This is a genomic window from Anabaena lutea FACHB-196 (genome assembly GCF_014698305.1).
Classification (GTDB): Bacteria; Cyanobacteriota; Cyanobacteriia; order Cyanobacteriales; family Nostocaceae; genus Anabaena; species Anabaena lutea.
This window is the reverse complement of the sequence record NZ_JACJST010000002.1, coordinates 328947-355219: the sequence shown is the minus strand read 5'-3', so window position 1 is coordinate 355219 and position 26273 is coordinate 328947. Positions and strand designations below refer to the sequence as shown.

Below are 26273 nucleotides of genomic sequence, written 5' to 3'. Positions count from 1 at the left end.
TGTAAGGATTCAGGTGAATTTGTTGGGTTGCGCTGTCGCTTAACCTACTATTGCTTACGATTGAGCATTTTCATTGGCCAAATAACTGCTTTTGCTCCAAGAATACGTGAATATATTTTTCCCTCACGATTATGAATCAAGAAATTAGCATTTATGCCAGTATCGGTTTTGCTAATAATTTCACAAGACACATAAAAAGGTACATTGGCTGGAACACTTAAAAATTGTTCACAGTATGTTAATTGTCCTGGTAAACACACTTCTTGATGGAAATGATTTAACCATAGCCATAGAGTTTGAGTACTCAAATCAATTATGTAGGGATTGTGCCATTTAACAGGGAATTGTCCTTGTTGTTTGGCTGTGATTTCTTGCCAACAGCATTCGGCTGTAAGTTTTTCTGGGCTAATATTTAAGACTTTAGTAATTTCTTGGAATGCTGGACCATGAAATAAGGATAAATCTCCATTTTGATAAAAACCTTTACCAGTGGTAGTGACAATGTTATCTTCCCTGAGATCCACTGATTCATAAATGGGAGATTCTGGCATTTTGCGGACTATTTTGATGAGAGCGCTAAAATGATAATGAGTTCTTCCTTCAGGGGTTTTACTCAAAATTTTGGTCTGAAATTCAACAAAATTACCATCGCTTTTGGAGACTTCTTGTATTTCTAGAATATGTTCATGAGCCAAACTAGAGTTAAAAGTAATTCCTTTCAAAACTTTGAAATCTTGACAACTGAAATATGTATAGCCTGGATAAATTTCTTCACAACCATTAACCATCCAAGATTTAGCACAAGTAGCTGGTAATACTGGAGAACCTGCAATTGTATGATCATACAAAAATGGATTTTCTGCTAATGTCATTCGTCGCCGAATGCGATAGGTTCGCAATTGTAAATCTAAAGGCATTGCCGGTGGAATCATCGTGCTACCAATGACAATTTGTGTATTATCTTGATAAGCAGGGTGCAGTTCATTAACTAACATTTGTGTACCCACTTCCAGAGGAATAATACTAATTCCCCTTTCTGCAAATGCCTTTTTTAATTGTGGTGTCACCATACCACTATCCCAACCACCCCAATTAATTGCCACTACATGACATTGAGGATGAGATTGTTTGATGAGGTGGGCTGATTTGTTGAGAATTTCGTTAGCGATAGCATAATCACTTTGACCAATATTCCCATAAAAACCAGTCACAGAAGAAAATAAAACTAAATGCTGTAATTGCTGGATATTAACGCAAGCGAGTAGATTTTCTAAACCCTGAACTTTAGCGGTGTAAACCTTTTCAAAATCTTCTTGTGTTTTCTTTTCAATTAATTTATCAGCCAAATTACCAGCACCGTGAATAATGCCTGTAATTTGACCAAACTTTTGAACGACAGCGCCAAGTTTGGCTTTCAATGTTACGGTATCTGTAACATCAACACTAATATATTCTGCCTTTGCACCTGCTGCTTCAATAGCTGCCAAGGTTTTATTAATTTCTCGGCTAGAATTAATATCATTAAATATTTTTTGTACCATCATGGGTGTTGGTTTCTCACCTTGAGAAATCAGATTTTCCATGATGCGTTTTTTCAAGGCGGAATCTTCTAAACAATTACGAGCATATTCTGGTTCTGTGGTGATTTCAGAACGACCAAGCAGAATAAATTTACAAGGTTGGTTTTGTGCTAATTTAATGGTGCATTGTGCAGTGATTCCCTTGGCTCCACCACTGACGACGAAGACAGATGATGGATTAATTTGAAGTGTTGCTGTCATGTTTCCAATTTATAATTGATTATGTGTTGATGAATAAGTTTATGATTTTCTCTCGCAGAGGCGCAGAGGCGCAAAGAGGAAGAGAGGAGTTTTTGTGAGGTGGGCAATGCCCACCCTACTGGTTATTCGGGTTTAGCTATGAGGGTGACTCTTCCTTGTGAACTATAGCCAACTTCACCTATATATCTGTTGGAATCATGCAATTCGGCAACAATATATTCTGCTGATTGGTGAGGATCTAAGGTTGGGCTTAAGTCTATTGCTCTTAAGAATACTTTTGGCCATTCCCATCTCAAACTTTTGGTTAATCCAAATAAGCCAGCACCGATAACTCCAAAGTTTTCTTTGTGTTCTAACCCAAATGTGCCGTCAAGATGGGCTACTGTACAGAAGCTTACTCTTCCTTCTAAATCAGCGGCTGTGTTCAATGTTGGTTTGAGATGTTTGGCTATCAAGAACACTTGTTTGACTATTGCTTTTTCTGTTTCTAGATAGGAAATTTTACCTGTGTTTTCTGTGTTGAATTGAGGATGAAGATGAATGAATGCCCCAATTTTTCCATGTTGAGTAGTTATGCTTTGTAATAGTAGTTGTAGATGTTGTTCGCTCATATTTGCCATGATCACGCGGCTAACACCTAGGGGTAATGGCAATTGTTGAGGAACTAATGTTTGGGGGAAACTCAGAACTACTACTTTCCAACCTTGTTCAACCAGTGCGTGAGCTAGTTTGGTGGTGGTGAGGGAACCATCATCAGTAATTAAACTAATGTGTCCCTCTGGTAGTTTGCATTCCCAAAAATCCGGTCGGGGTAAGGTTTTTAGTTTTACTGGGCGACGGGGAAGATTTGGGTCTACTATTGGCGGTGGGGTTAAATCCACTACTTCTGGAACGGAGGGATTAAGAGGGTGGGGAGACCCCGCCCCTACCGGGTCAAAATCAAGCTTTTTTTTTTCACCTCCCACCAGCTTTTGGAGGTAGTCTACTATTTGTCCAATTGTTCGCAGGTCGCCTAATTCTTCTATATTTGGTTTGGGTAAGTTGGGGTACGTTTCTTGCATTGCACCCAGTATTTCTACCCGTTTGATGGAGTCAATCCCTAAGTCGGCCTCCATGTCCATGTCTAGTTCGAGCATCTCAACTGGGTAGCCTGTTTTTTCACTGGTGATGTTTAACAGGGTTTGACCTAAATCTGCGTATTCGTCGCTTTCTTCTAGGGACTGAGAAGAGGTAATAGGTAATTCTTCCTTTGCTTCTTCTACTTTCTTCTCTGTCACCTGTAACCTGTCACCTGTCACCTGTATTTCTTCTGTTAACTTGTCACCTGTCACCTGTTTTTGTAGATACTCGACAACTTGACCAATGGTGCGTTTTTCTGCTAGTTCTTCTAAGTTTGGTTTGGGTAAGTTGGGGTATAGTTCTTGCAATCCTCCCAGAATTTCTACCCGTTTGATGGAATCAATTCCTAGGTCGGCTTCCATGTCCATGTCGAGTTCTAGCATTTCGATGGGATAGCCTGTTTTCTCGCTGGTTATGGTTAGGAGGTTTTGACCTATGTCATCAATATTAATGTTGGTGGTTGCTGGTTCGGGTATTAAAGCTACAGGTGCTACCGATTCAGGTTGAGTTTCTACAACTGGGGTAAGTTCTGGTGTAGGTTCTGCAATTTTAGGAAGGGGAATTGCTGCTATTACAGGTGCAGCTTCTTCAACTACTGGCTCGATTACGGGTTGGGTTTCTACGATTTTGGCGGTAGGAGGAACAACTGTTTCTGTTACAGGTGCTTCTGTTATCAACTCCCGTAAACTGTTGGTGTGTGTTTCTGTGAGTTGGGGGGGAATTAAAGGTTGAGTTGTTTCTGTACCGGCAATTAGTTGAGAATATTCTTGTTGTATGAGTTGGAAAAAGTTTTTGGTGTATTCTACTTGTTCCCGCAGATATTGTTCATGAATGCGGAGGGTTTCACTTTGTTGGTTGTGAAACTGCATCATGCTGCGCTCAAAACTTTCCATAACAACTTGTTTGAGTTGGGCGGTTTCGGAAGATTTACTATTGATAAATAGGGCGTTCTGTTGTTGCATCAGTTGGAAGAACGTTTTGGCGTATTCCATTTGATGACTTAGATAAGTCCCATGAATTTGTAAGTTATCACTTTGGTTGTGTTGAAACTGGTTCAGGAGGTTTTCTAAACTTTCGAGAACCTGTTGGAAGTTGATATTTTTATCTGGTGTTTCCATTTTCCCTCCTGGACGCTGTGCAACTGCTTGGCGTGCTGTAGGTAATAATTCTGGGATTGCTTGATTTGAACGGGGTGCAGGAGTCATCTGAAGCTGTTGTGGGGTGCTAATTACAGGGGTTTTTTTGTGTCCGTTACCGTTATGACCGTTGGTTGTCTGTGCTGGAATGTTGTTTGGTTTGACTGAATTTTCTATGAAAGTTTCAGGCTGGGGAGTGAGAGGGCGGGGAGACTCTGGGAGAGTAAGAGGGCGGGGAGACCTTGGGCGGGGAGACCCCGCCCCTACGGTGAAACCATCCTGTAGGGCTTCAGTGAAGGCGTTTCTGGTTTTTTCGGAAACGTAGTTAACACCGTTTAATTTGACGTTTAATGCCTTTTTGGTGGCAGTTGGGGGGATGACTGGGGGTAGTTGGTAGGGGTCAAGATTGCTCAAAGCCATACCCATGACGCGCAGTTGGATTGCTGCTTCTCTGAGGGAGCGATCGCTATTCTTTTGAGTACTAGGGTTGAGTGATACGGTAAGATGAGGGCGATCGCCTAAGATATCTTTGACTAAGTTGGTGAGAATCCGTTTGGGACCAAATTCTACGAAGCAATAACCACCAGCAGCGTAGATGTTTTCAATCTCTTGTTTGAACATCACTGAACTGGAAAGGTGTCCTTCTAGAACTCTTTGAATTCCTGAAGGTTCTTGGGGATATTGTTTGCCGGTAACGTTGCTGAAAACGGGAACTTTGGGATTTTGGAAATCGACAGACTTGGTAGCGATCGCAAATGATTTTTGAGCAAATGCAATCAAAGGTGTGTGGAACGCAGCAGAAACTGGTAACAACACCGCCCCATAGCCTAATTCTTGGAATTTTTGCTGGATTTTCTTAATTTCCGCCGTTGGCCCGGCGAGGACAACTTGCGTGGGAGAATTAAAATTAGCGATCGCAACTTGGGGAAAATGCCTCAGCACCGCTTCCACCTTACTAATATCTTCCTTCACCGCCAACATACTACCCGCATCATGGTCTGGGTCTTTCGGTGCAGCCATCGCTTGACCTCTAGACTTAACCAAGAACAAATAATCCTCCTCAGTCAGCACTCCCGCCGCCCACAAAGCCGTCAATTCACCAAAACTATGTCCGGCGACAAAATCTGACTTAAACCCAGCTTGTTGGAAGATAGAATACAACCCGGCACTAAAAACCCCAATTGCAGGTTGAGCATATTCAGTTCTTTGCAAAGCTGCAATTTGAGCAGTTTTTTCCTCTTCTTCAAAAGTTGGATTCGGGAAAACAATTTGCGAAATTGGTTGCAAATTATCCTTAATTAACAACCCATCCATCTGTCCATACAGACGACGCAAAGCCGGGAAATTCATCACCGCTTCTCTACCCATTTCCAGGTATTGAGAACCTTGTCCAGAGAATAAAGCCACAACTTTTCCGCCTAATTCCATCCCCGCAGCCCGGTAATAAATACCTTGAGGATGTTCCCAAGAAACGGCTGACTGCTTATTTTTCAGTAAATCAATACTAACTTTCAGCAACTTACAAGCTTCTTGGATATTCTCAGCTACAAACCCAATTCTCGCCGCAGTTTTGGGAATAACTAAAGACTGACATTCTTGGATTAATTGCGAATAATGTCTTTCTCCCTCGTTAGATTGCAAATTATTGAAAGTTGCTTCTAACTTAGTGATCAATTCTGCTGGAGTAGAACCAAATAACAACACTTCACTAGCCGCATTATGTAAACGATAAGCTTGTTTTTGTTCTGCTTCGTATTCTTCCAAAACCACGTGATAATTAGTCCCACCAAAACCAAAAGAACTCACACCAGCACGTCTTGGCGCTTCCCCTTCTGCCTTGATCCAAGGTCTAGTTTCAGTGTTCAAATAAAAGGACGAATTTTGAATATCGAGTTTAGGATTTGGCTCTGTAATATTGATAGTTGGGGGCAAAATTTTGTGATGTAAAGCCAACGCAGTTTTAATTAAACTTGCTGCACCTGCTGCGGCTTTTGTATGTCCAATTTGCGATTTTACACTACCCAAAGCAATATGCTGTTTTTTGTCGTCATATTGAGTAAAGAAATCTCGCAAAGAACCGAATTCTGTGGGATCTCCAGCCATTGTTCCTGTACCATGTGCTTCCATCAAACCCACAGTCGCAGGAGAAAAACCAGCATCATCGTAAGCACGTTCTAAAGCTTTGACTTGTCCTTCTTTGCGAGGAGCATAAATACTCTTATAACGTCCGTCGCTAGAAGTGCCAATACCTTTAATAACTGCATAGATTTTGTCACCGTCTCTTTCGGCATCTTCGAGACGTTTCAGAACAATCATGCCGATACCTTCACCTAACATCATGCCGTCAGATTTAGCATCGAAAGGTTTGACATTTTCGCTAGGAGTAACAGCAGGAGTTTTGCTAAAAGAAATGTAAGCCATGATGCTGTTATCGGTGTCTACACCACCCGTCAGCATCATATCGCTACGATATTCAATTAGCTCACTAATTGCCATCTTCAAAGCACCGAAGGAACTAGCACAAGCAGCATCAACTACACAGTTTGTACCGCCAAAGTTGAGCCGATTAGCAATTCTGCCAGCAACCACATTTGCTAACATTCCAGGAAAAGCATTTTCATCCCATTTGATATAAGCAGTTTTGATTTTATCGACGATTACTTTAGTATCATCGTCAGATAAACCACTACTTTTGAGAACTTTTTCCCAAATCGGATATTCTAACCTTGCAGATAGTGGTATTCCTAATTGTTTGGCTTGCGCTACACCTAAAATTACCCCCACATTCTCGCGGTTAAATTCACGCGATTCACTATAACCAGCATCTTCCATTGCTTCTTTCGCAACTACTAAACTTAATAGTTGTGATACATCAGTAACTTCTAAAATGCTGGGAGGAATACCAAATTCCATCGGATTAAAATCTACCTCAGGAATAAATCCACCGCGTTTACAATAGGTTTTATCTTCTGGGGTTCTGGGGTTAGGATCATAATAATCTTTCACACTCCAATGTGTTTCAGGAACATCAGTAATACAGTCAGTTTTATTAACAATATTGCGCCAATATTCTCGTAAGTTTCTGGCTTTTGGTAATAAAGATGCCATGCCGACAATCGCAATCGGATTTTGTTGCAGTTGTCTATTAATTTTGTTAGTAGATATCGACGTTTCTGATTTCATTTGTTTTTCCTCTATAAACCTAATCAAATCCTTTTCACAACTGTTAATCTGAGCTTCTAACTCCGACAAGGCAGTATTAATTGAAGAAGCAGATATCATGGCATAGACTAATTTTGAGTACTGTGGATTGTTTAGCAACAGTAATTTCTATTGCTGACAAATAATAAAGCTATCTCTTCTTACCAGCAGTTAGCTATCCTATCTGCGTAAGGAATAAGGTTTTTTCAATCAACACCACACGGTAAATACTGCCTTAGCTCCATATCTAAATAATTGGCATTTTTTGTGCTTTGAGGCAATTTGGGAACACTGTAGTCCTAAAAAAATACTATGCAAGTTTCTCTTCCCTTTTGTGCTTTTCTCAGAGACGTTATGAATGAAAATTACGGTATATTAGAAACACAAGTTAACCGTAATATTTACTAACCTCTACACAAACAATTCTTGATATTGTGGCAACTGGTAAAATATTCTAGGTGTGCTTTAGGTAATAAATTGGTGAATTGCATCCCAGATTAATAGTAAAGATTTCGGCGATTTTATCCCTCTGGAACCAGAAAAACTGAGGAGTCGTGATGAAAATAGCAATGTGTTTTTTTCTCGCACCATTGAGATAATCTAGCTTGGCTACAGAAAGGCTATTAGTATTAATCCTATGTGCTGTATTTTGATAAATACCATAGCTATTTTCACCATCTAGGTTAATATATTTTATGCTATTCGACCAATAAAAGCTGCCAAACTTGTTACAGAAAGGGCAACACCTTTAATCTGAATTCATGCAACCTGAAAAATACTTAAACTTTTTATATCCTCTAATAACCAGGCTAGGTTATAGTATTTTTTCTTTTTCCTTTTTTATTTCAATTAATTACCTGACTATTATGCAGCTTTTACGCCTTGAATTAATACAAAGACTAGCACAGCTTAGAGAAATTGAATAGTTCATTTAAAGTCAGTTTAGAAAGAAATACTTTGTCACTCATATTGCTTTTGCAAATAAAATGAATAAAAAGGTATAATCTTTAACTAAAATCAACTAATCACTAGTTCAAGTAATTACGGGTTGAACGACAAGTTTGTCTTGATGGAGCAAGCTTTATACCTCTGTTGTCTACTAAGTCACAAATCAATAAATACACATATATATTCCTTGAACATAAAGGTATTTTTTTCAGAAAAGCATCATAATTCCATCTCCTTTTTTTATGAATTTATAAGATAACTTGGCTTCCCCAACAAAATAGTTATTTATAAAGCAAATATTAATTTACAGGATGTTGTTAGCTAAACATCTTCAGCATGACTTGTGATGAAATCTGCACATTTACCAGCCGATAATGACTATTTGATAAGCAAAATACAGATTTAATAGCTAATTTATGAGTTTATAAGATCATGATGAATAGAAAAGATCTAGTTTCATCTATGTTGTTCATCTCAACTATTGTTGTTCTTGCTAGAGAAAAGTACCTGATTAATTTTGTTGACAAATAGGAATTATTTTGGCAGACTTAAATATAAGTTAATCAAGTTTTGATAGTTCAGTACAATCACCGCTTCGTTACATCTTGAGATGAGAATTTTATTTGGCACTATGGTATTTTACGCTACTTTACCAAATGCCCATTAAGCATAAAACTGAGGATACTTGGAAGTAATATCACTGTTGATTTGGTGGTTCATCTTTTTATCTATATCGGCTACAAATCCTAATTAAGCTGATAGCATTTCCCACATTCATGAGATACAGCAAGAAAGAATTAACCGCAGATGGACGCAGATAACTTTATCTTTCAACTTGTTCATCAGCCAACTATTAAACGCTATATCCACTGACTAAAACTACAAATATGGGGGATAAGTTATTTTAGATAATCTGCGGATATAACTATTACAACTATCCCTGAGCAGAAAATACTTGGAATAAAAATATGGCAGTAAACAAAGAGCGCCAGTTATTGAAAAAAGCTGCAATTAAGTGGAAAATAATTTTGGCAGCTTCTATTACTTTAGCTACTGGTTTTATATCTTTCTACAGTTTTTCTCAGTTGAAGCTAAACCCTGAGAATCAGGTTCAATCTTCTCCAGTTAATCCCCTCAACCCAACTCCTATAAAAGTTTCTGTAACTGCTTTGGGACGATTGCAACCACAAGGCAAAATTACTTATTTATCTGCTCCTAATTCCATCAATGGTGTGCGTGTAGAAAAACTGTTGGTAACTGAAGGAGACGAGGTAAAAACGGGGCAAGTATTGGCTTATTTAGAAGATTATGCTCGTTCTAAAGCAGCTATTAAGCAAGCCTTTGATAAATTATTAGTTGCTAAATCTAAATTAGCACAAGTAAAAGCTGGGGCTAAACCTGGAGACATCAACGCTCAAAAAGCAACAATTACTCGTTTGAATTCCCAATTAACAGGTGATATCGCATCTCAAATTGCAACAATTAACCGCATCCAAGCCGAAGTAGATAATGCTCAAAAAGAGAGCGATCGCTATCAGCAATTATACAAAGACGGGGCAATTTCTGCTTCCATAACTGATACTAAAGCTTTGCAACTTAAAACTACTCAAGAACAATTAATAGAAGCTAAAGCCTCTCTTGTGCGTACTCAAAATACCCTGAAAGATCAAATAAAAGAAGCAAAAGCGAAACTCAACAGCATTAGCGAAGTACGTAACGTCGATGTTCAATTAGCAGAAAGTGAAGTCAAAAGTGCTGAAACTGCTATTCAACAAGCCAAAGCCGATCACGATTTAACTTATATCAAATCTCCCATAGATGCCAGAATTTTGAAAATTCATGCCAAAAATGGTGAAGTAATTGCTAATTCTGGTTTCGCTGAACTTGGTAATACATCAGAAATGAATGTGGTTGCTGAAGTTTATCAAACCGATATTCAAAAAGTACGTGTTGGTCAAAAAGCTACTATCACCAGTGCTGCATTTCCTGAGCAATTACAGGGAACTGTGAAAGAAATTGGTTGGCAAGTTGAGAAACAAAGCATTTTTAGTATTAACCCCAATTCAGATACTGATCGACGCATAATTGAGGTAAAAATAGCCATTGAAAATTCTGCTGATAATCAAAAAGTAGCTCGATTAACCCATTTGCAGGTGGATGTTTCTATTCACATTTAGTCACTAGTCATTGATTGTCGATCAACTGACAACTGACAAATAACAAATAACAAAATATATGAATATCAAAATTCCTTTAGCATGGCTACAGCTTGCCCAGCAAAAAGTGCGTTTTGTGGTAGCTGTAGCTGGGATTGCATTTATTGTGCTGCTGATGTTTATTCAACTTGGTTTCCAAGATGCACTTTATTCTAGTGCTACCGCAGTTCACCAAAATCTCAAGGGGGATTTATTTTTAGTCAGTTCTCAATATAAATCCTTGACTTCTAATCAAAGCTTTTCTCGGACTCGTTTATACCAAACATTAGGCTTTGATGGTGTTGAGTCTGTTAGTCCCATGTATTTACAATTTGCTAAATTAAAAAATCCTGCTACGGGTGAAAAATATTCAATATATGTAATTGGTTTTGATCCAGGAAAACCAGTCATGAATATTCCCGAATTAGAGCAGAATTTAGATAAACTAAAAATTCCTGACATCATGTTTTTTGACAGAGATTCCCGACCAGAATTCGGTCCAATCGCTGAAAAATTTGAGCGGGGAGATACTGATCAAACAATTGAAATCTTTCCTTTTGATGCTGTAAAAGGTTATCGGGTAAGAGTAGGGGGTTTATTTAGTTTGGGTCCTTCCTTTGGTGTAGATGGAAATTTAATTGTTAGTGACTCAACTTTCTTAAGAATAAATCCTAATTCTCGTCCTGTAGAAAAGATAGATGTGGGTATTATCAAACTTAAACCTGGGGTGAACACAAATCAGGTTTTGAAAAATTTACAAGCAAGTCTACCTAATGATGTTCAGATTTTTACTCGTCAAGGCTTTATTGACTTTGAAAAAAAATATTGGGCTGTAAGAACTCCTATTGGTTTCATACTTAACTTAATGCTCACAATGGCTTCTGTTGTTGGTGTAGTTATCGTTTATCAAATTCTTTACAGCAATATTGCCACTCAATTTATTGCCTATGCAACTTTAAAAGCTATTGGTTATGCAAATGGTTATTTACTGAATGTGGTTTTTCAACAGGCGTTAATTTTGGCAATCTTAGCTTATATACCAGGGTTTATCGTTTCTGTAGCTTTATATGATTTTGCTATGAAATCTACTAATTTACCCATCGTCATGACCCTTAACAATGCATTGATTGTCTTAACATCTATAGTTTTGATTTGCATCACTTCTGGAGCCTTAGCTATTAATAAACTTCGCTCCGCAGATCCTGCTGATATTTTCTAGTTAATCTAGATTAAATTCCGCAATTTCAGTCAACATATTTACCTTTCCATAATTCACTATGAACTTCAACAACAAAACTATTCTCATCACCGGAACTGACGAATTTATCGGCTTGCGTGCAGCCGAGTTAGCTCTAGCTCAAGGGATGAAAGTCAGAGGATTACAAAGTTCTTCGGAGCAGGATAAGAACCTCCAAAATTTGGGAGTTGAGATTATTGTTGGTAGTATCACCGATGCAAAAATAGCTCAGAAAGCTTGTCAAGGAGTAGACATTGTTTTACATACCAATCAACTTGCTGAAGAAGCTGGAGAACTCAAACATTTTCGAGAAATAAATGTTAGTGGTACTTTGAATATAGCCAAAGCCGCAAAGCAAGCTGGTGTGAAAACCTTTGTACATCTTTCTACTGTTCTAGTTTATGGCTTCAATTATGCTAACAATGTCACAGAAATAGGCACACTTTCTAGTGAAAATAATCCCTATTGCCAGACAAAAATTGAAGCAGAAGCAGAACTTTTACAACTGAATTCTCCATCAGAATTCGGTGTCATTATTATCCGTGCTGGAGATGTTTATGGCCCAGGTAGTATGCCTTGGATAGTACGGCCAGTAATGATGATGCGACAAAAATTATTTGCCTATGCAAATGATGGTCAAGGTGTGATGAATCATTTGTATGTTGATAACTTAATTGATGCCGTCTTTTTAGCTATAGAAAAAGAAACCTACGGCGAAATTTTTAATATTACAGATGGTGAAGAAACTTCGTGGAAAGAATATTTTATTCACTTAGCTGCCATGGAAGGTTTACCAGCACCTATGTCTCTTCCTAAAGAAGAAATGAAATTATTTCTCCGCGTCCGTCATCAAGGACAAAAGCTATTTCGTAAAAAGGCGGATATTCTTCCTGAATCTGTCGATTTTATGAGTCGTCCTTATGCTTATTCTATTGCTAAAGCTACAAATATCTTAAATTATAAACCCAAAGTTGACCTCGAAGAAGGAATGAAGCGTACTCATCAGTGGTTGCAAAAAACTGACCTCCAAAAATTGATGAAATAGGTTAATTTATTGGGTAATTGCATATGTACAAATATCAGCCACAAGTAAGCATTGGATTACCTGTATATAATGGCGATAAATTTCTACAAGAATCTCTAGATTCTTTGTTAAACCAGACTTTTGGCGATTTTGAGTTAATCATCTCAGATAACGCATCTACAGATAATACTGAAGAAATTTGTAGAACCTACGCTGCACAAGATAAACGTATTCGTTACTATCGAAATGCGAATAATATTGGTTGTGCTTGTAACTTCAATCGCGTTTTTGAATTGTCCAATAGTGAATACTTTAAATGGGCAGCTTACGACGATTTACACGCTCCTGATTTTCTCAGTAAATGTATTCAGGTACTTGAAGAAAATCCCAATTATATCTTGTGCCATTCTCACACATCTTTTATTGATGAACAGGGTGAATTTCTGCAAAACTACGGCATTAAACTCCTCACTGATTCAGCAAAACCACATTTGAGGTTTCATGAACTACTAACCAAACATTTGTGTTATCAAATGTATGGTGTAATTCGTCAAAGTGCTTTGAAAAAAATTCCTCCTATGGGTGGTCACGGTAATGCAGATGGGATTTTATTATTAAGACTGGGTATGGTCGGGCAGTTTTATGAAATCCCTGAATACTTATTTTTTGCGAGGAGTCATTCTCAGCAATCTCTGAGTATGTTTTTCCCAAATTATTTGGCATTTACTCACGAAAATCCTCAATACTCATTAGATATGTTACCAGATTTTTATGAGTATTCAGTCTGGTTCGACTCAAAGAATAAGGGCAAAATTTTATTTCCTCATTGGCGAATTTTGCGGGAATATATACTTTCTATTAGTCAAAGTTCTTTGAGTTTTTTTGAGCAAGTATTTTGTTACTTTAGTATAGTTAAAAAGCTATCTGGCACAGAATCTTTATTAATTAAAGATTTGTTGATAGCTGCCAAAATACTGCTGTCAACTAAGTTCAAAAAAACCAAATCTACAATTTTAACCGATTACTCTGGCATCAATTCATATGTTGAAAATTTCTCAACTTCATTATCTGTTTCTGGCAACTTTATTAAGCCTAAGTTGCGCTAAAACAGTTCATGCAGAACCAAACACCACACTGACTGTAATAGTCAATGGGGTACGTCACAAAACAGGTGAAATCTGCTTCAGAGTTTATGATTCTGAGAAAGGATTTCCCATGAGTAATTCTAGTGAAGTTCAAAATGGCTGCACTAAGATTAATGGTACTTCTGTAAAGAAAGTATTTTCTGGTTTAAAACCTGGAACTTATGCTGTTGCAGTTGTTGATGATCAAAATGGTGATCGCAAACTAAATAAGGACTTTTTTGGGATTCCTAAAGAAGGTTTTGGAATTTCTAAAAATCCAACTGTTTCTGTTCAAACTGGTACACCAAAGTTCCGCAATTCAAGTTTTAAAATGACAAAAAATACCACTATTAATATCTCACTTAAATATTCTCTCGATCCCTAATCAGTGACTAGGAAAAGGGAATGGGGAACAGGTAATTCTCCCCATCTCCTTATCTCTTCATCTCCCCATCTACCCTAATTCTGCCGGAGACTATAGATTTCATGCAAGATGTAATGACATTTCTGTCTAAGTCTTTGATAAGTTGGCTAGTTATTCAGGTATGTTTAACGCTGCTATTTTTATGGTATTTGCGCTCATATAAACAACCTGTATTATCGGATGACCAATTACCAAAAACGGCAGTAATTCTTTGTTTACGAGGTGCTGATCCGTTTTTACCTAACTGTGTGCGATCGCTCTTAAAACAAAATTACCCACAGTACGATTTAAAGCTGATCATTGACAGTCCAGAAGATCCAGCTTTTAAAATTGCCAAAGAAGCGATCGCAGAAATCGGTGCAACTAATGTCCAAATTAGCACTTTAAGAACCGTCCGCCATAATTGTAGTCTCAAATGCAGTTCTTTAGTGCAAGCTGTTTCAGATTTAGATGATTCTTACAAAGTACTTGCTTTAGTAGATGCAGATACAATTGTTCATCCTAATTGGTTACGAGAATTAGTTAGTCCTCTCACCAATGACAAAGTGGGATTAACAACAGGAAACCGTTGGTATGTACCCACAGGTAAGTATTGGGGGTCGTTGGTACGCTATGCCGGCAATGTCTCGACCGTCGTCCAAATGTTCCTGTTTCAAGTTCCTTGGGGTGGGAGTTTAGCAATTAAAACAGAAGTGCTACACCAAACAGAATTACTTGAGAAGTGGGGAGAAGCTTTTGGTGATGATATGCTGCTACATAAAGTCATCAAAAAACACGGTTTAAAAATAAAATTCGTCCCTTCTTTATTAATGGTTAATCGAGAAGAATGCGATTTAGTTACTTTATTTGCATCTCTCAAACGCTTAATACTTTGCTCCCGACTTTATCACCCAAATTGGTTGGCTTTAGTAAGTGATGCTGTTTCTAGTATTCTATTCCCGACTGTAACAATCATATTAGCTCTAGGATTGTTGTTAGCAACAGAATGGGAAGGAGCAGTCTTCTTATTAAAATCCTATAGCATCTACACAATTGGATTACTCTTATTGATGCTGGTGATGGAATTAGGAGTACAAGAAGTAATTCGCTCTCAAGGTCAAGTAATTGCTAAAGTGTCACTGACTACAATCATAAAAATGTTAATTGCTATTCCTCTAACACAGTGGATTTATGGATTAGCAATGCTATCTTCTCTGTGGATGTCAACAGTTACATGGCGCGGACTTACTTATAAAATTCAAGGGCCATGGAATATTCGCTTAGTTGAATATCATCCTTATGAATGGTTAGATCAACCAATTGATGGCAAACATTCTCTGTAATCTCATGCTGGTATTTGGTTAACTAAAAAATACAAAAGCCAACATTTTTATGAACTATTTCCTTTGATTATGAAAAAGCAACCTCTTCGCATAGCATTATTCACAGGCTTATTTGCTCCGTTTTTAACAGGAGTTTCAGTTGCAGTACATCAGCGTGTTCGTTGGTTGCTTGAGCAAGGACATGAAGTTTTTCTTATTCACCCAGAAATTAATAATCTATATCCTAAAGCCGTTGGTAATCGCCCCATGCCGGGATTAGATGAACTACAATCTTTCCCCAACTTTTCATCATTTGCTTTCCCCACAAAACCACTTATTTTCTACAAATCTCTACCCCAACCCTTGCATTATCGCCATTGGAATGATACTCAATTACTAGAAAAATTTCAACCTGATATCATCGTAGTTGAAGAAGCAGCGCAGATGAGAGGGTTGTACTCATTTTTCTTACAAGGTTATGGTCGCCCTGTGGGAGTTCAATACGCCAAAAAAAGTAAAACCCCGATTATATCCATCTTTCATACGGATATTGTTGCCTATATTAGATATTACTTAGGAGATGTATTCTTCAATTTAGTCAGTCCCATTGTGCCACTTTTAGTTAAGCAATTTAGTGAGTCTTATAATCTCAATTTATTTTCTTCGAGAGAACAACTAGCTAAATATCAAAAGCTAAAATGCCAAACAGGTGAATACCTTCCCTATCAAGGAATTAATTGTGAAAAGTTTCACCCCCGGAACATCACTTATGATCCAATTCCCACGGATAAACGGCCGACAATTCTCTTTGTGGGACGCATTACCGCAGAAAAAAATGTCACTCAACTTTTAGATGCATATCCATTAATTGCTGCTAAAATTCCTGATGTTCATTTGGTTATTGTGGGTAGCGGTCCTTTAGATGCAGAAATTCGTCGTCGCGCTCAAAATTACGAATCTGGTGTTACTATTTGGGGTGAGTCTCACGGCACACAACTTTTAGGATGGTTCGCTAGAGCAGATGTTTTTATTAACCCTTCAGTCACCGAAAACTTCTGCACTACAAATAACGAAGCTTTAGCTTCTGGAACTCCTGTCGTTGCTGCTATTGCTCCCTCAACGGCTGAACAGGTGATACCCGGTTACAACGGCTTTCTGGCTCAACCCAACAACCCCAAAGATTTTGCCGAAAAGATAATTGCAATTCTGGAAAATCCTGACCTCAAAGCACAATTATCTCAGCAAGCTCGACCCTCCATATTAGAATTTGATTGGTCGGTATGCACTCAAAAATTTGAAGATAAGCTGTACGAGTTAGTTGAAATACCCGAAAAGTTAGAATTGTCTAATCATTCTTAATTAGAACTGTTGCACAAATGACGCAAAAGCCTTGATTTACTGTAGGGGCAATTCATTTAGCTTGCTTTCCGAAGGTTATTGCCCCTAATTGTGTACTTAATACGTAAGTCATATTAATTAAGCTAATGTGCCTTTAATTTGCATAATTCGTAATGTTTTAAAGACGTTCTGCTGAAGTTTAAATAATGATCAGCTTACTAATGAATCTAGAAACAATAGCCACTTTGGCTACATATTCTCGATTAGTTCTGGTAGAGTATTGCAGTAATTGACCTGTGGACTTTTAGGAGCTAAGTTCGAGATACCTATAAACTTTGCCATAGTGTTCTCAGTCGAGAAATGACCTACTCAAATTGATAGCGCTATTGGTATTGTCCTCAACTGTGCCTAAAAATCTATAGACCTCATAGGTAATCACTTATGGGGTCTTTCTTCATCTTAAAATATAGAGATTAAGGAAATAATAGACAAAATTCCTCTCCTTATGTCTGTTTTTTTGGCTGATTAAATTAAGGATATGATTCTTAAATAAGGGGTAATTGGTAAAAATTATCACCTAATTACTATTTCTTGTTTTATCTTACCTGTTTTCCTAAATAGCAAATTACGTTATTTTTATCAACTATCTACAATAGTAAATTAAGATATTCTAAAAGTTAAAATTACCTTTTACCAGACATAACTCCTGAAATTATGTCCTAAAGTTTCCGTTGATAGACTTGATATTTTATATTTTGTCAGTAAAAATACAAATAAGTCTAACATCTTGTAGGCTCTCTTGGTGACAACTTAACCTTATCCAATTTCCTTAGTCCGCACCTGCGGACTTTATTTATTTGTACTTACGCAAGATTTGACTAAAAACCTTATTATTGTGTAGCAGTAATTCATGAATTACTGCTATTTTTATTCTGTTTATTTGTACTCAACGTTGAGTAATAGATTTTCACTTGATTCTAGCTAGTAAATGATCTCCCACTCGCAAGGCATTTGCCATAATAGTTAGTGATGGGTTTAAAGCATTACTAGAAGGAAAAAAACTACCATCAACGATGTAAAGATTATCGATATCATGAGTACGACAATTGATATCTAAAACCGAAGTTTTTGGATCTACTCCAAAACGACAAGTCCCACATTGATGTGCAACTTCTCTCATCCCCATGTTTTGAGGAATATGCCAAGATAATTGTCTGGTTATTTGAAATTGTGTAATTGATTTTAATACTTCAGTCCAACGGTTAAGTAAATGATTAAACGCTATCTGGTTATTTTTGGTATAGTTAATAAAAATTTTGTTATTATTAACACTGATTCTATTATCGTAATCGGGTAAATCTTCTGTTATCATCAACCAAGAGATAGAATGACTAGCTACAGATTCAGCAATAAACTGTGGCATTAAAGGCGGTCCATAAGCAGTTATTTTATCTTTATTGACATTACCAAGTAATTGCACGCTACCCATTGGGTAACTAAACTTTTTTTCTCCCCAATAAAAATCATTGACTGCTAAAGTTTTAGGGAAAATTGTCGGATTTAACTTAGTACTCAAACTCATGATCACCCCACAGTTATGTGTCATGTAATTTCGACCTACCAAATCAGAACTGTTAGCTAATCCTTTGGGGTGTTGATCATTGGCAGATTTAAGCAATAATGCGGCGGAATTAATTGCACCACAAGCAACAATCACAATATCTCCAGAAAACATCTGAAGTTGTCCTGCTATTTCTGCTTCTACACCAGTTACTTCTCGACCAGATGCACTAGTATGTAAACGGACTACTTTTGCTTCAGTTATTAATGTGAAATTTTTATATTTTATTGCTGGACATATACAGTTAATATCTGCATCAGATTTAGCATCAATTAAACATGGAAAACCATCACAAGTCTTACAACGAATGCAATTATTTAATTGACGATTAAGCTTATTTAGTTTAATAGCAAGTGGTAAGTAAAAGGGATGTAAACCTTGATCTTTTAAAGCATAATTAATTTCTTGAATATAAGGTTCATGACTGACTGGGGGAAAAGGATAATTTGAATTAGTATGTGGTTCTGTAGGATCAAGACCTCTTTGACCATGTACTTCATAGAGTTTTTCTGCTTGGTCATAATAGGGTGAAAAATCCTGATATTTTAATGGCCATTCGGGAGAAATACCATCTTGATGAATGACTGTTTCAAAATCACGTTCACGAAATCTAAACAGCGCACCACCATAAAATTTAGTATTGCCACCTACATAATAATGAGTTAATGGTTTGATGGTTTCACTATCTTTTTTATACCAAAGTTCTTCAGTCCGATAGCGTTCTTTGTACGAAACTTCATGAGTATCCCAATTGGCTTTTTCTTTGGGAACAAAATTACCCCGTTCTAAAACTAAAATTTTCTTGCCACTGCTGGCTAATTGATATGCTAAAGTACCACCACCAGCACCTGTACCAATGATGATGAAGTCGTAATGACAATGAGTCATTTTTTTCTCCGTGGTAATTAAAACTTGAAAATGAGTAATACTAATTTTATGTGAGGCTGCACAGAATCATCCAATTCATTGATTTATCTGTGTTTATCAACGGTCAATTATTCTTGATCTTTTCTTCTATAGGAATCATAAATGATATTTGATAGCTTGCGTGGCGTAGCCATAAAATTTTAAGTAGTGTAGGTAGGGCTATGCCTTACAGAACCAGGATATCGTGGGCAATGCCCACCCTACGTAAAATTTCAAAAATCAAATATTAGTCCTATATGCAGCTTCATTTTCAGAAAGGTAGAACTTAAAGTTTTGGTTTTGAAAGATCACGTATTTGATTTTCAGCGCAGGTTTTGTTGAGTTGATTTACACCAATCCACCGAAAAATTAAATCACCAAATTTAGGAAAAAGTTGTATATTGGAAAATAAAAGTTTTGTTAAAATTCCATCTAGCATGACTTCTGGTTGATTATGCTTAATGGCTTTTATTACAGCAATTGCAACTTCTGTCGGTTCAGAAACACGCGCTAAACGGGGTGCAGATAGTCCAAAAGTATGAAACATTCCTGCATTGGTATATCCTGGACAGACTACTGATATCCCTATATTACTATCAGCTAATTCCTGCCTAACTGCATCAGTCCACATAATTAAACCAGCTTTACTAGCTGAATAAATGCTGTTATATGGCGCTCCTTTTTTACCGGAACCAGAGGCAATGTTTACAATATGTCCACTATTTTGATTTATCATTTTAGGCAAAATTAACCGAGTTAATTCCATGCCTGTAATCAAATTTGTAGTTAATATAGAGTGAATATCTTCTAAGGTATAATCCTGGAAAGGTCGATATTTTTCTATGGCTGCATTATTAATTAAGATATCAACTTTTTCTGTAATTTCATAAATCTGATCTAATAAAATACCTAGTTCTGTAACTTGACTAATATCAAAACAAAAGCTAACGCATCTACCACCTAATTTATCTACTTCATTACATATGTGTTTGAGCTTTTCTGGTGAACGAGATACCGCTAATATAGTTGCTTTCTCTTGGGCTAAAGCACGAGCAATATATACTCCAATTCCTCCTGTAGCCCCAGTTAAAAGGACTGTTTTACCTGAAATAGATTTCATCATCAATCGTAATTAATATATTGTTCTTGCTTGCAGATTGAAAATTTTAACTTGAGGTTTTTCGTATGTTGATTTGAAACAACACTTGGATCTTGAATGTTGTAATTGATTCATTTCCTAGATTTGTTTTCAATTTAGCTTATTGATGAAAATGATTTTAGTAAATTTGATACTTTTTGGAAAAATATCAAGTTAGGATATAGCATTTTCTATAGGGCTGAGGTATAAATTTATTTGTAAATTGTTTGAATCTAGAACAATATACCCAACTTATCTAACAAGTCAGGTATCTACAGCAGGGAACAGGGTTGAAACTCTTTTTTTATATGGCTTTGTTCTTAAATTTTGTACCACATTTACCTGAAACTTGCTGTAATACTTTTGAGTTTTTATTAATTAAAAGTTGGTTTTTGATAAGGTATCAATTTTCTGAGTAAAGTAGGTTTCTTCATGTTTAAGTTGTTGTGCTATTTCCAATCCCATTTGAAAAGCTGTTAGTGCTTTTGAATACTCTTGGCGTTCTGAATACAATTGTCCAATTTGGTCATAAGCTTGCATCAATCCATAAAAGTTAGTAGCTAGTTTTTCTGTCTCCAGAAGAATCTGGCTGGCTTGTAAAGCTTCATCTATTTGTTTTTGTGAACGGTAAAGCGTGATTAGTTTTTGCAAAGCTTCACTAGCACTAACATACTGCTGTAATTGCCAAGCAATTGTATAAGCTTCTTGATAGTTATTAAAAGCTTCTTGACGTAAATTAGGATTTTTCTGTGCGAGAGATTCGTAATTGGCAGCGATCGCTATCTTTAAACCAGGAACTTGGGTAAGATTATTCTCATTGGTGTAAATATTTACTAACTTACTCAAGACATCTATCCCTTGTTGATGCTGTTTAGCCTTTTCGTAAATGTAGGCTAGTTGTTGCAAATATGCTACTTCACTCAGCCTATTATCCTTGTTAGCAGCTAACTTCAACAATTCTTGGTATGTGGTTGCGGCTGATGAATAATCAAACCAACTCAAATGGATTTCCCCAATTGTATTTAAAGTTTCCAGTTCCGCAGTGGTATCATTTTGCTGACGCACTAATGCTAAAACTTGCTGATAAACTCCTACAGCCAACTTAGGAACGCGAATTTTTTGATATGCATCACCTAGCGATCGCCATAATTCTAAATCAGTGCTTTTCTGGGTGAGCATTTGCTTTTCAATTACTTGTAAGCGCTGAGTAATATATTTTACTTGGTCTCCGTCATTTTCATTCCAAGCGATCGCACCGACTCGTGACAATGCTTCCACCTCAGCTAATGAACCTAAAAAGCGTCGCAAACGTAGTTCCCTGTTCCAAATCTCAAACGCCTTTTCCTTATCCCCCCCTTGCAGCGTCACCACAGCTTGTTGATTTAACTCATCTAAGGAAATCTTCAACTTTTCCATTTCTGCCAGAGTTAAAGGTTGTTTATCCAGCGCACCTCGGATCAGAGGATCAGGTGTGGTAATCTCTAATGGACTAGGAGGAAATTTATCCAGTTGTTCTAGCTTTTTACTCTCTGCCACTGCCAACGGGCTACACAGATGCCAGAACATAACAGTAGTAACTATAAAACTTAAACGCTGTAGCATAACCAATTTACCTGTCCTTCTTACTTAAAATTATTTGGAGAATAGGGCATTACGCATTTGTTTGACGCATACCTGTCTGTTATAGCGTTTTCTAGTCTGCCGATGTAGAAATTTATCTGCGTCCATTCTCTTCTATCTGCGGTTCATTCTTTCTTGATGTATATCACGAATGTAAAAATTGCCATATTCTTCATAGTTCCAGAAAAAGTACTATAGTAATAATTAGTAATCAAAATTTTGTAAAAGTCCAAATTACGGTAATATAATTTCGTCAACATCTAGTAACTAGGTATTTGCTGTTTATCAATTTAATTTATTCATTGCTTTCTCTACCAAGCAGCATAGTGAAACAGCAATATTAATTTTCACTACATCGCTCCCTTAATATTGGTTTTACAGGGTTTGTCAGCATGAGTAAAATAATTCCTGCCATAAAAGTTAAAAATTTCAGTTTCTATTACAACACCAAAAAAATCATTGAAGACGTATCGATTGATATTCCACAAAATAAAATTACCGCAATTATCGGTCCCAGCGGTTGTGGCAAGTCTACTTTTTTGAAATCTCTAAATCGCATGAGTGAATTAGAAGGAGAAGTACGTGTTGAAGGAAAAGTAGAATTTTTTGGTCAAAATATCTATGGTCGTCGTGTCAACTTAACTCGGCTACGTCGTCAAATAAGTACAATTTATGCCAGACCAAATCTTTTTCCTATGAGCATTTACGATAATGTTGCCTATGGGGTAAAATTGATCGGCTGGCATCCAAAAGCAGAATTAGATGACATTGTTGAATTAGCATTGAAATCTGCTAATTTATGGGAAGAAGTAAAAAATAAACTCTCTAAATCTGCTTTAGAATTATCTTATGGACAACAACAGCGGTTGTGTATTGCCCGTGCTTTAGCAGTTAAACCCCAAGTTCTGCTGATGGATGAACTTTGTGCTGGACTTGATCCTATTTCTACCACGCAAATTGAAGAATTAATCGAGTGTTTGCGTTCTGAATTGACAATTGTCTTTATCTCTCACAATATTCAGCAAGTTTCTCGCCTATCAGATTTTACAGTTTTATTTCACTACAACGAAAATGGACTTGGACAAGTGCTAGAATGCGCCCCCACGAAGAAACTTTTACCCCACACGATTGATTACCGTCTTCGTGACTATGCGTCTGGGCGTATGCACAGTAGCGTCAATAGCTTTTAGGAAGAAACTATATTTTTTTCAAAAGTATTGCACCACAAAGTTTATAGCCGTTGTGTGGTGATAACCGTCAGTTTCGGTCATCTTACCCCAAACAGGAGTTTTGTGATTAAGAAAGAAGAGAGGGGGCGCAACGAGAAAAATACTCATGTTTAGAAAAATTAATTTATAAGAAAATAGGACTTATGCACTGTACAAATTGATCATGGTGTGCATTTAACCAAATAGTTTCTTTCAGGTTTTGATTAATAATTTTGTTGATGTCATGTTGTAGGGGTAAAGCGCAGTGCTAAACTCCTACGGAAAATGTGGATTTTTGAGAACACATATTTGCTGTTCTCTGTCAATGCGTAAGTTCTAGAAAAATAAAAAAGAGTCGCCCCCTGTCTAAAACAAAGAAAGGGTATTTTTTTATTTGGAAGTCCCTGTTTCCTCTTGACATCACTCAAATTGATTAAATACTTAGAAAAGCATTTGCTCAATTTATACCCGGTATTAACGCGGTTTATCTTCACAATAGTTTTTATTTAATTCTAGAGAAATTACGGTTTATGAAAAGTAACAGACAGGATATCGTGGTATAGAGACAGTAAATTAACTCTAGATCAAGCTAATATCGAAAATATTTGAAAAAATGTGTTGGGATAGAGAATATAATTATACGGTGGGTACTAGAAATTAATTCAGTAAGCAGGTATATAAAGTTAATTAGAATATACAGAGGTAATAACTAGTGAAAGTTTTCATAAAATAATCTTGACTCATCCGCTTTCTGCAATAAAACTAAAGGTTAAACAGATGCCAAAAAGTCGGATGCCAAGGAAAAAAATGGATCATTATCCACAGGCGTAACAGTAATGAAAAAGCATTTATTATCACCGCCTCAATACATAAATAACGTAGAACCACTACAAGCATACCAAGTCAAGCTAATGCAGCAACAGGAAAAAACTGCCCATGCGTTGGCACAAAGCATCAACTATATAATCTCCCATAGTCCTTCAGCAGCCTCGATGCTGCAAGAAATCGCTCATTTACTAGGAGTCGCATTTAAAGTAGATTGCTGTTGCTTAGTGAAAGTGACAAGTGATAGCTCTAGTGAAGCAGCAACGGCTAATTGGTGTAGTGAAAAATATCAGGGATTACCACACCCCGGCGAGATATTAGCAATGGAACAGTTGCTGATGAGTTCACCTGTGGTGCAATGTGCGGCCGAACCATTGACTATGGATGATATTTCCACAATTCAAAAAACTCTGGTAATTGGCTGTCAGTCTTTACAAATACCGATTAAATCGGTTTTAGCAATTCCCACGCGATTTGGTGGACAGAATAATGGTGTAATTAGCCTAATCAAATTTCAACCCTATGATTGGGATGAATCAGATAAAGAATTACTCAAAGCAGTAGAGTCATCTTGTGCGATCGCATTTGCTCAAATAGCACAAACAGATATCATCGCTACCCAACAACAGTATCTGCATAAAAGCAGCCAACACCAAAGTTTAATTAAGCAATTAACTATACTAAGTCTTAGTAACTTGGAGTTGAATCAAATGCTCCAGTTAGTTATTTCCTCGACGGCTGAATCGTTAGAAGCAGATCGCGGGTTACTCATTTTATTGAAATATACAGATCCACTGTTTAGAACTCGTTCAAAAAAACAAATACCCACTGCCAAAGCTGTAGTAGTTGGGGAATGGAATAAGAATCAACACACCGAGAAAACCCAGACTGATAAGTTAGAACATTCTTTTTTATTGTCAGATTGTGGTTTATGCCAGCGTGTATTTACAGAGTCGGGGAAACCAATCATGATTGATAACTCGATAGAGCAAAAAGATAATTGGAAACCCAATCCCTTATTTGCTATTGAGGAGTTTCCTGCCACACTGTTAATGCCATTGGAAAGTCAAGGCAAAGTGTTAGGATTTGTGGTGTTACAGCAAGCTGTAGCTCGCAGTTGGCAACCCGCCGAATTAAATCTTGTAGAAATGGTGTGCGCTCAATTGAGTAACGCCATAATTCAGTCACAAACACTCCGACAAGTCCAAAATCTGGTAGATGAACGCACAGAACAACTCAAGCGCAGTTTAGAAGTACAGGCCAAATTGTACGAAAGAACAAAGCAGTATGTTGAGCAACTACAAGAACTCAACGAACTCAAGGATGAATTTGTCAGCAACATTAGCGATCGCTTGCGTTATCCCCTCACCAATATGCGGATGTCAATCCGTAACTTACGTTTACCAGGAATTTCCCCAGAGCGTCAAGCTCGATACCTAGATATTCTTGAATCAGAATGTACTAAGGAAATTAATTTAATCAATGATCTGCTCACACTCCAGAAACTAGAATCTCATCAAGAAGCACCACAATTTGAAACCATAGACTTAAACACCACAATTAATCACATTGTCGCCTCTGCTGAAAAGCTACTCACAGATAAGGGATTAGTTGTTTCCGTTGATTTACCCAAAGAGCCGTTAAAACTCCAAACCGAAATCGAGAGTTTTGATCGCATTTTGCAAGAACTGTTAACCAATGTCGGTAAATACTCGGAGCATGATACTGTTGTCCACTTACAAGCTACTCATAGAGTTGAACAACAACTTGATCAAGTTATTATTAAAGTGACTAATACAGGACGTGGCATCTCCCAAGAAGAAGCAGCTTATATTTTTGATAAGTTCCGTCGTGGCAAAGGACGCTGGACTCCAGGTACTGGCTTGGGATTGGCTTTAGTCAAGTCTCTGGTACTGCATTTAAATGGTGCGATCGCTATTGAGAGTACTCCAATTGCCAATTCTGACTTGAGCGAAATTTGTTTCACCTTGACTTTACCTCAGTTTTCCGTCGCCAACAAAGCATATTAAATAATTCGTAATTCGTAATAGATTAATTAATGGTAGGGGCGGAATTTCCCCGCCCTTGATTGTATTGCTATTTTTAAAAGACGAATCCTGACAGCGC

14 protein-coding genes are annotated in these 26273 nt (G+C 37.2%); 9 read left to right on the top strand and 5 right to left on the bottom strand.

From position 1 onward, the window contains the following. Window positions 1–47: 47 nt before the first annotated feature. Complete coding sequence (locus H6G59_RS03760) at window positions 48–1781, bottom strand: SDR family NAD(P)-dependent oxidoreductase (RefSeq protein ID WP_190711819.1); 1734 nt, start codon at window positions 1779–1781, stop codon at window positions 48–50. A gap of 122 nt (window positions 1782–1903) precedes the next feature. After that, the gene (locus tag H6G59_RS03755; RefSeq protein WP_199331906.1) at window positions 1904–7318 is read right to left on the bottom strand and encodes a type I polyketide synthase; all 5415 of its coding nucleotides are present in this window, start codon (window positions 7316–7318) and stop codon (window positions 1904–1906) included. 1835 nt (window positions 7319–9153) lie between these two features. On the opposite strand from H6G59_RS03755, the gene H6G59_RS03750 reads away from it, so the two are divergent. The 7 genes from H6G59_RS03750 to H6G59_RS03720 all read left to right on the top strand — a co-directional run bounded on the left by H6G59_RS03750 (window position 9154) and on the right by H6G59_RS03720 (window position 16849). Next, window positions 9154–10362, top strand: coding sequence for an ABC exporter membrane fusion protein (locus H6G59_RS03750; RefSeq protein ID WP_190711818.1), 1209 nt, complete (start codon window positions 9154–9156; stop codon window positions 10360–10362). A gap of 58 nt (window positions 10363–10420) precedes the next feature. Continuing rightward, a complete protein-coding gene (gene devC, locus H6G59_RS03745) occupies window positions 10421–11599 on the top strand; it encodes an ABC transporter permease DevC (RefSeq protein ID WP_190711817.1) in 1179 nt (392 codons plus the stop codon). Between the two features lie 58 nt (window positions 11600–11657). Continuing rightward, window positions 11658–12662, top strand: a complete 1005-nt coding sequence (locus tag H6G59_RS03740) for an NAD-dependent epimerase/dehydratase family protein (protein ID WP_190711816.1) — start codon at window positions 11658–11660, stop codon at window positions 12660–12662. A 23-nt stretch (window positions 12663–12685) separates the two neighbouring features. Continuing rightward, entirely contained in the window at window positions 12686–13747 is a 1062-nt protein-coding gene (locus tag H6G59_RS03735) for a glycosyltransferase family 2 protein (RefSeq protein ID WP_190711815.1), read from the top strand. Further along, window positions 13683–14150, top strand: a complete 468-nt coding sequence (locus tag H6G59_RS03730) for a DUF2141 domain-containing protein (RefSeq protein ID WP_190711814.1) — start codon at window positions 13683–13685, stop codon at window positions 14148–14150. The genes H6G59_RS03735 and H6G59_RS03730 overlap by 65 nt, the downstream gene beginning before the upstream one ends. Before the next feature lie 101 nt (window positions 14151–14251). Beyond that, window positions 14252–15511, top strand: a complete 1260-nt coding sequence (locus H6G59_RS03725) for a glycosyltransferase family 2 protein (RefSeq protein WP_190711813.1) — start codon at window positions 14252–14254, stop codon at window positions 15509–15511. Between the two features lie 69 nt (window positions 15512–15580). Beyond that, entirely contained in the window at window positions 15581–16849 is a 1269-nt protein-coding gene (locus H6G59_RS03720; RefSeq protein ID WP_190711812.1) for a glycosyltransferase, read from the top strand. Between the two features lie 946 nt (window positions 16850–17795). On the opposite strand, the gene H6G59_RS03715 is transcribed toward H6G59_RS03720, so the two are convergent. The 3 genes from H6G59_RS03715 to H6G59_RS03705 form a co-directional block, all read right to left on the bottom strand. Further along, window positions 17796–19337: a GMC oxidoreductase gene (locus H6G59_RS03715; protein WP_190711811.1), complete on the bottom strand. Its 1542-nt coding sequence runs from the start codon at window positions 19335–19337 to the stop codon at window positions 17796–17798. A 304-nt stretch (window positions 19338–19641) separates the two neighbouring features. Next, complete coding sequence (locus H6G59_RS03710) at window positions 19642–20475, bottom strand: SDR family NAD(P)-dependent oxidoreductase (protein ID WP_190711925.1); 834 nt, start codon at window positions 20473–20475, stop codon at window positions 19642–19644. 396 nt (window positions 20476–20871) lie between these two features. After that, window positions 20872–22095: a tetratricopeptide repeat protein gene (locus tag H6G59_RS03705; protein ID WP_190711810.1), complete on the bottom strand. Its 1224-nt coding sequence runs from the start codon at window positions 22093–22095 to the stop codon at window positions 20872–20874. 410 nt (window positions 22096–22505) lie between these two features. Between H6G59_RS03705 and H6G59_RS03700 the strand changes: the two genes are divergently transcribed. Beyond that, window positions 22506–23303, top strand: a complete 798-nt coding sequence (locus tag H6G59_RS03700; RefSeq protein ID WP_190711809.1) for a phosphate ABC transporter ATP-binding protein — start codon at window positions 22506–22508, stop codon at window positions 23301–23303. Window positions 23304–24157: 854 nt separating this feature from the next. Continuing rightward, window positions 24158–26176: a sensor histidine kinase gene (locus H6G59_RS03695; RefSeq protein WP_190711808.1), complete on the top strand. Its 2019-nt coding sequence runs from the start codon at window positions 24158–24160 to the stop codon at window positions 26174–26176. The last annotated feature ends 97 nt before the right edge of the window (window positions 26177–26273 follow it).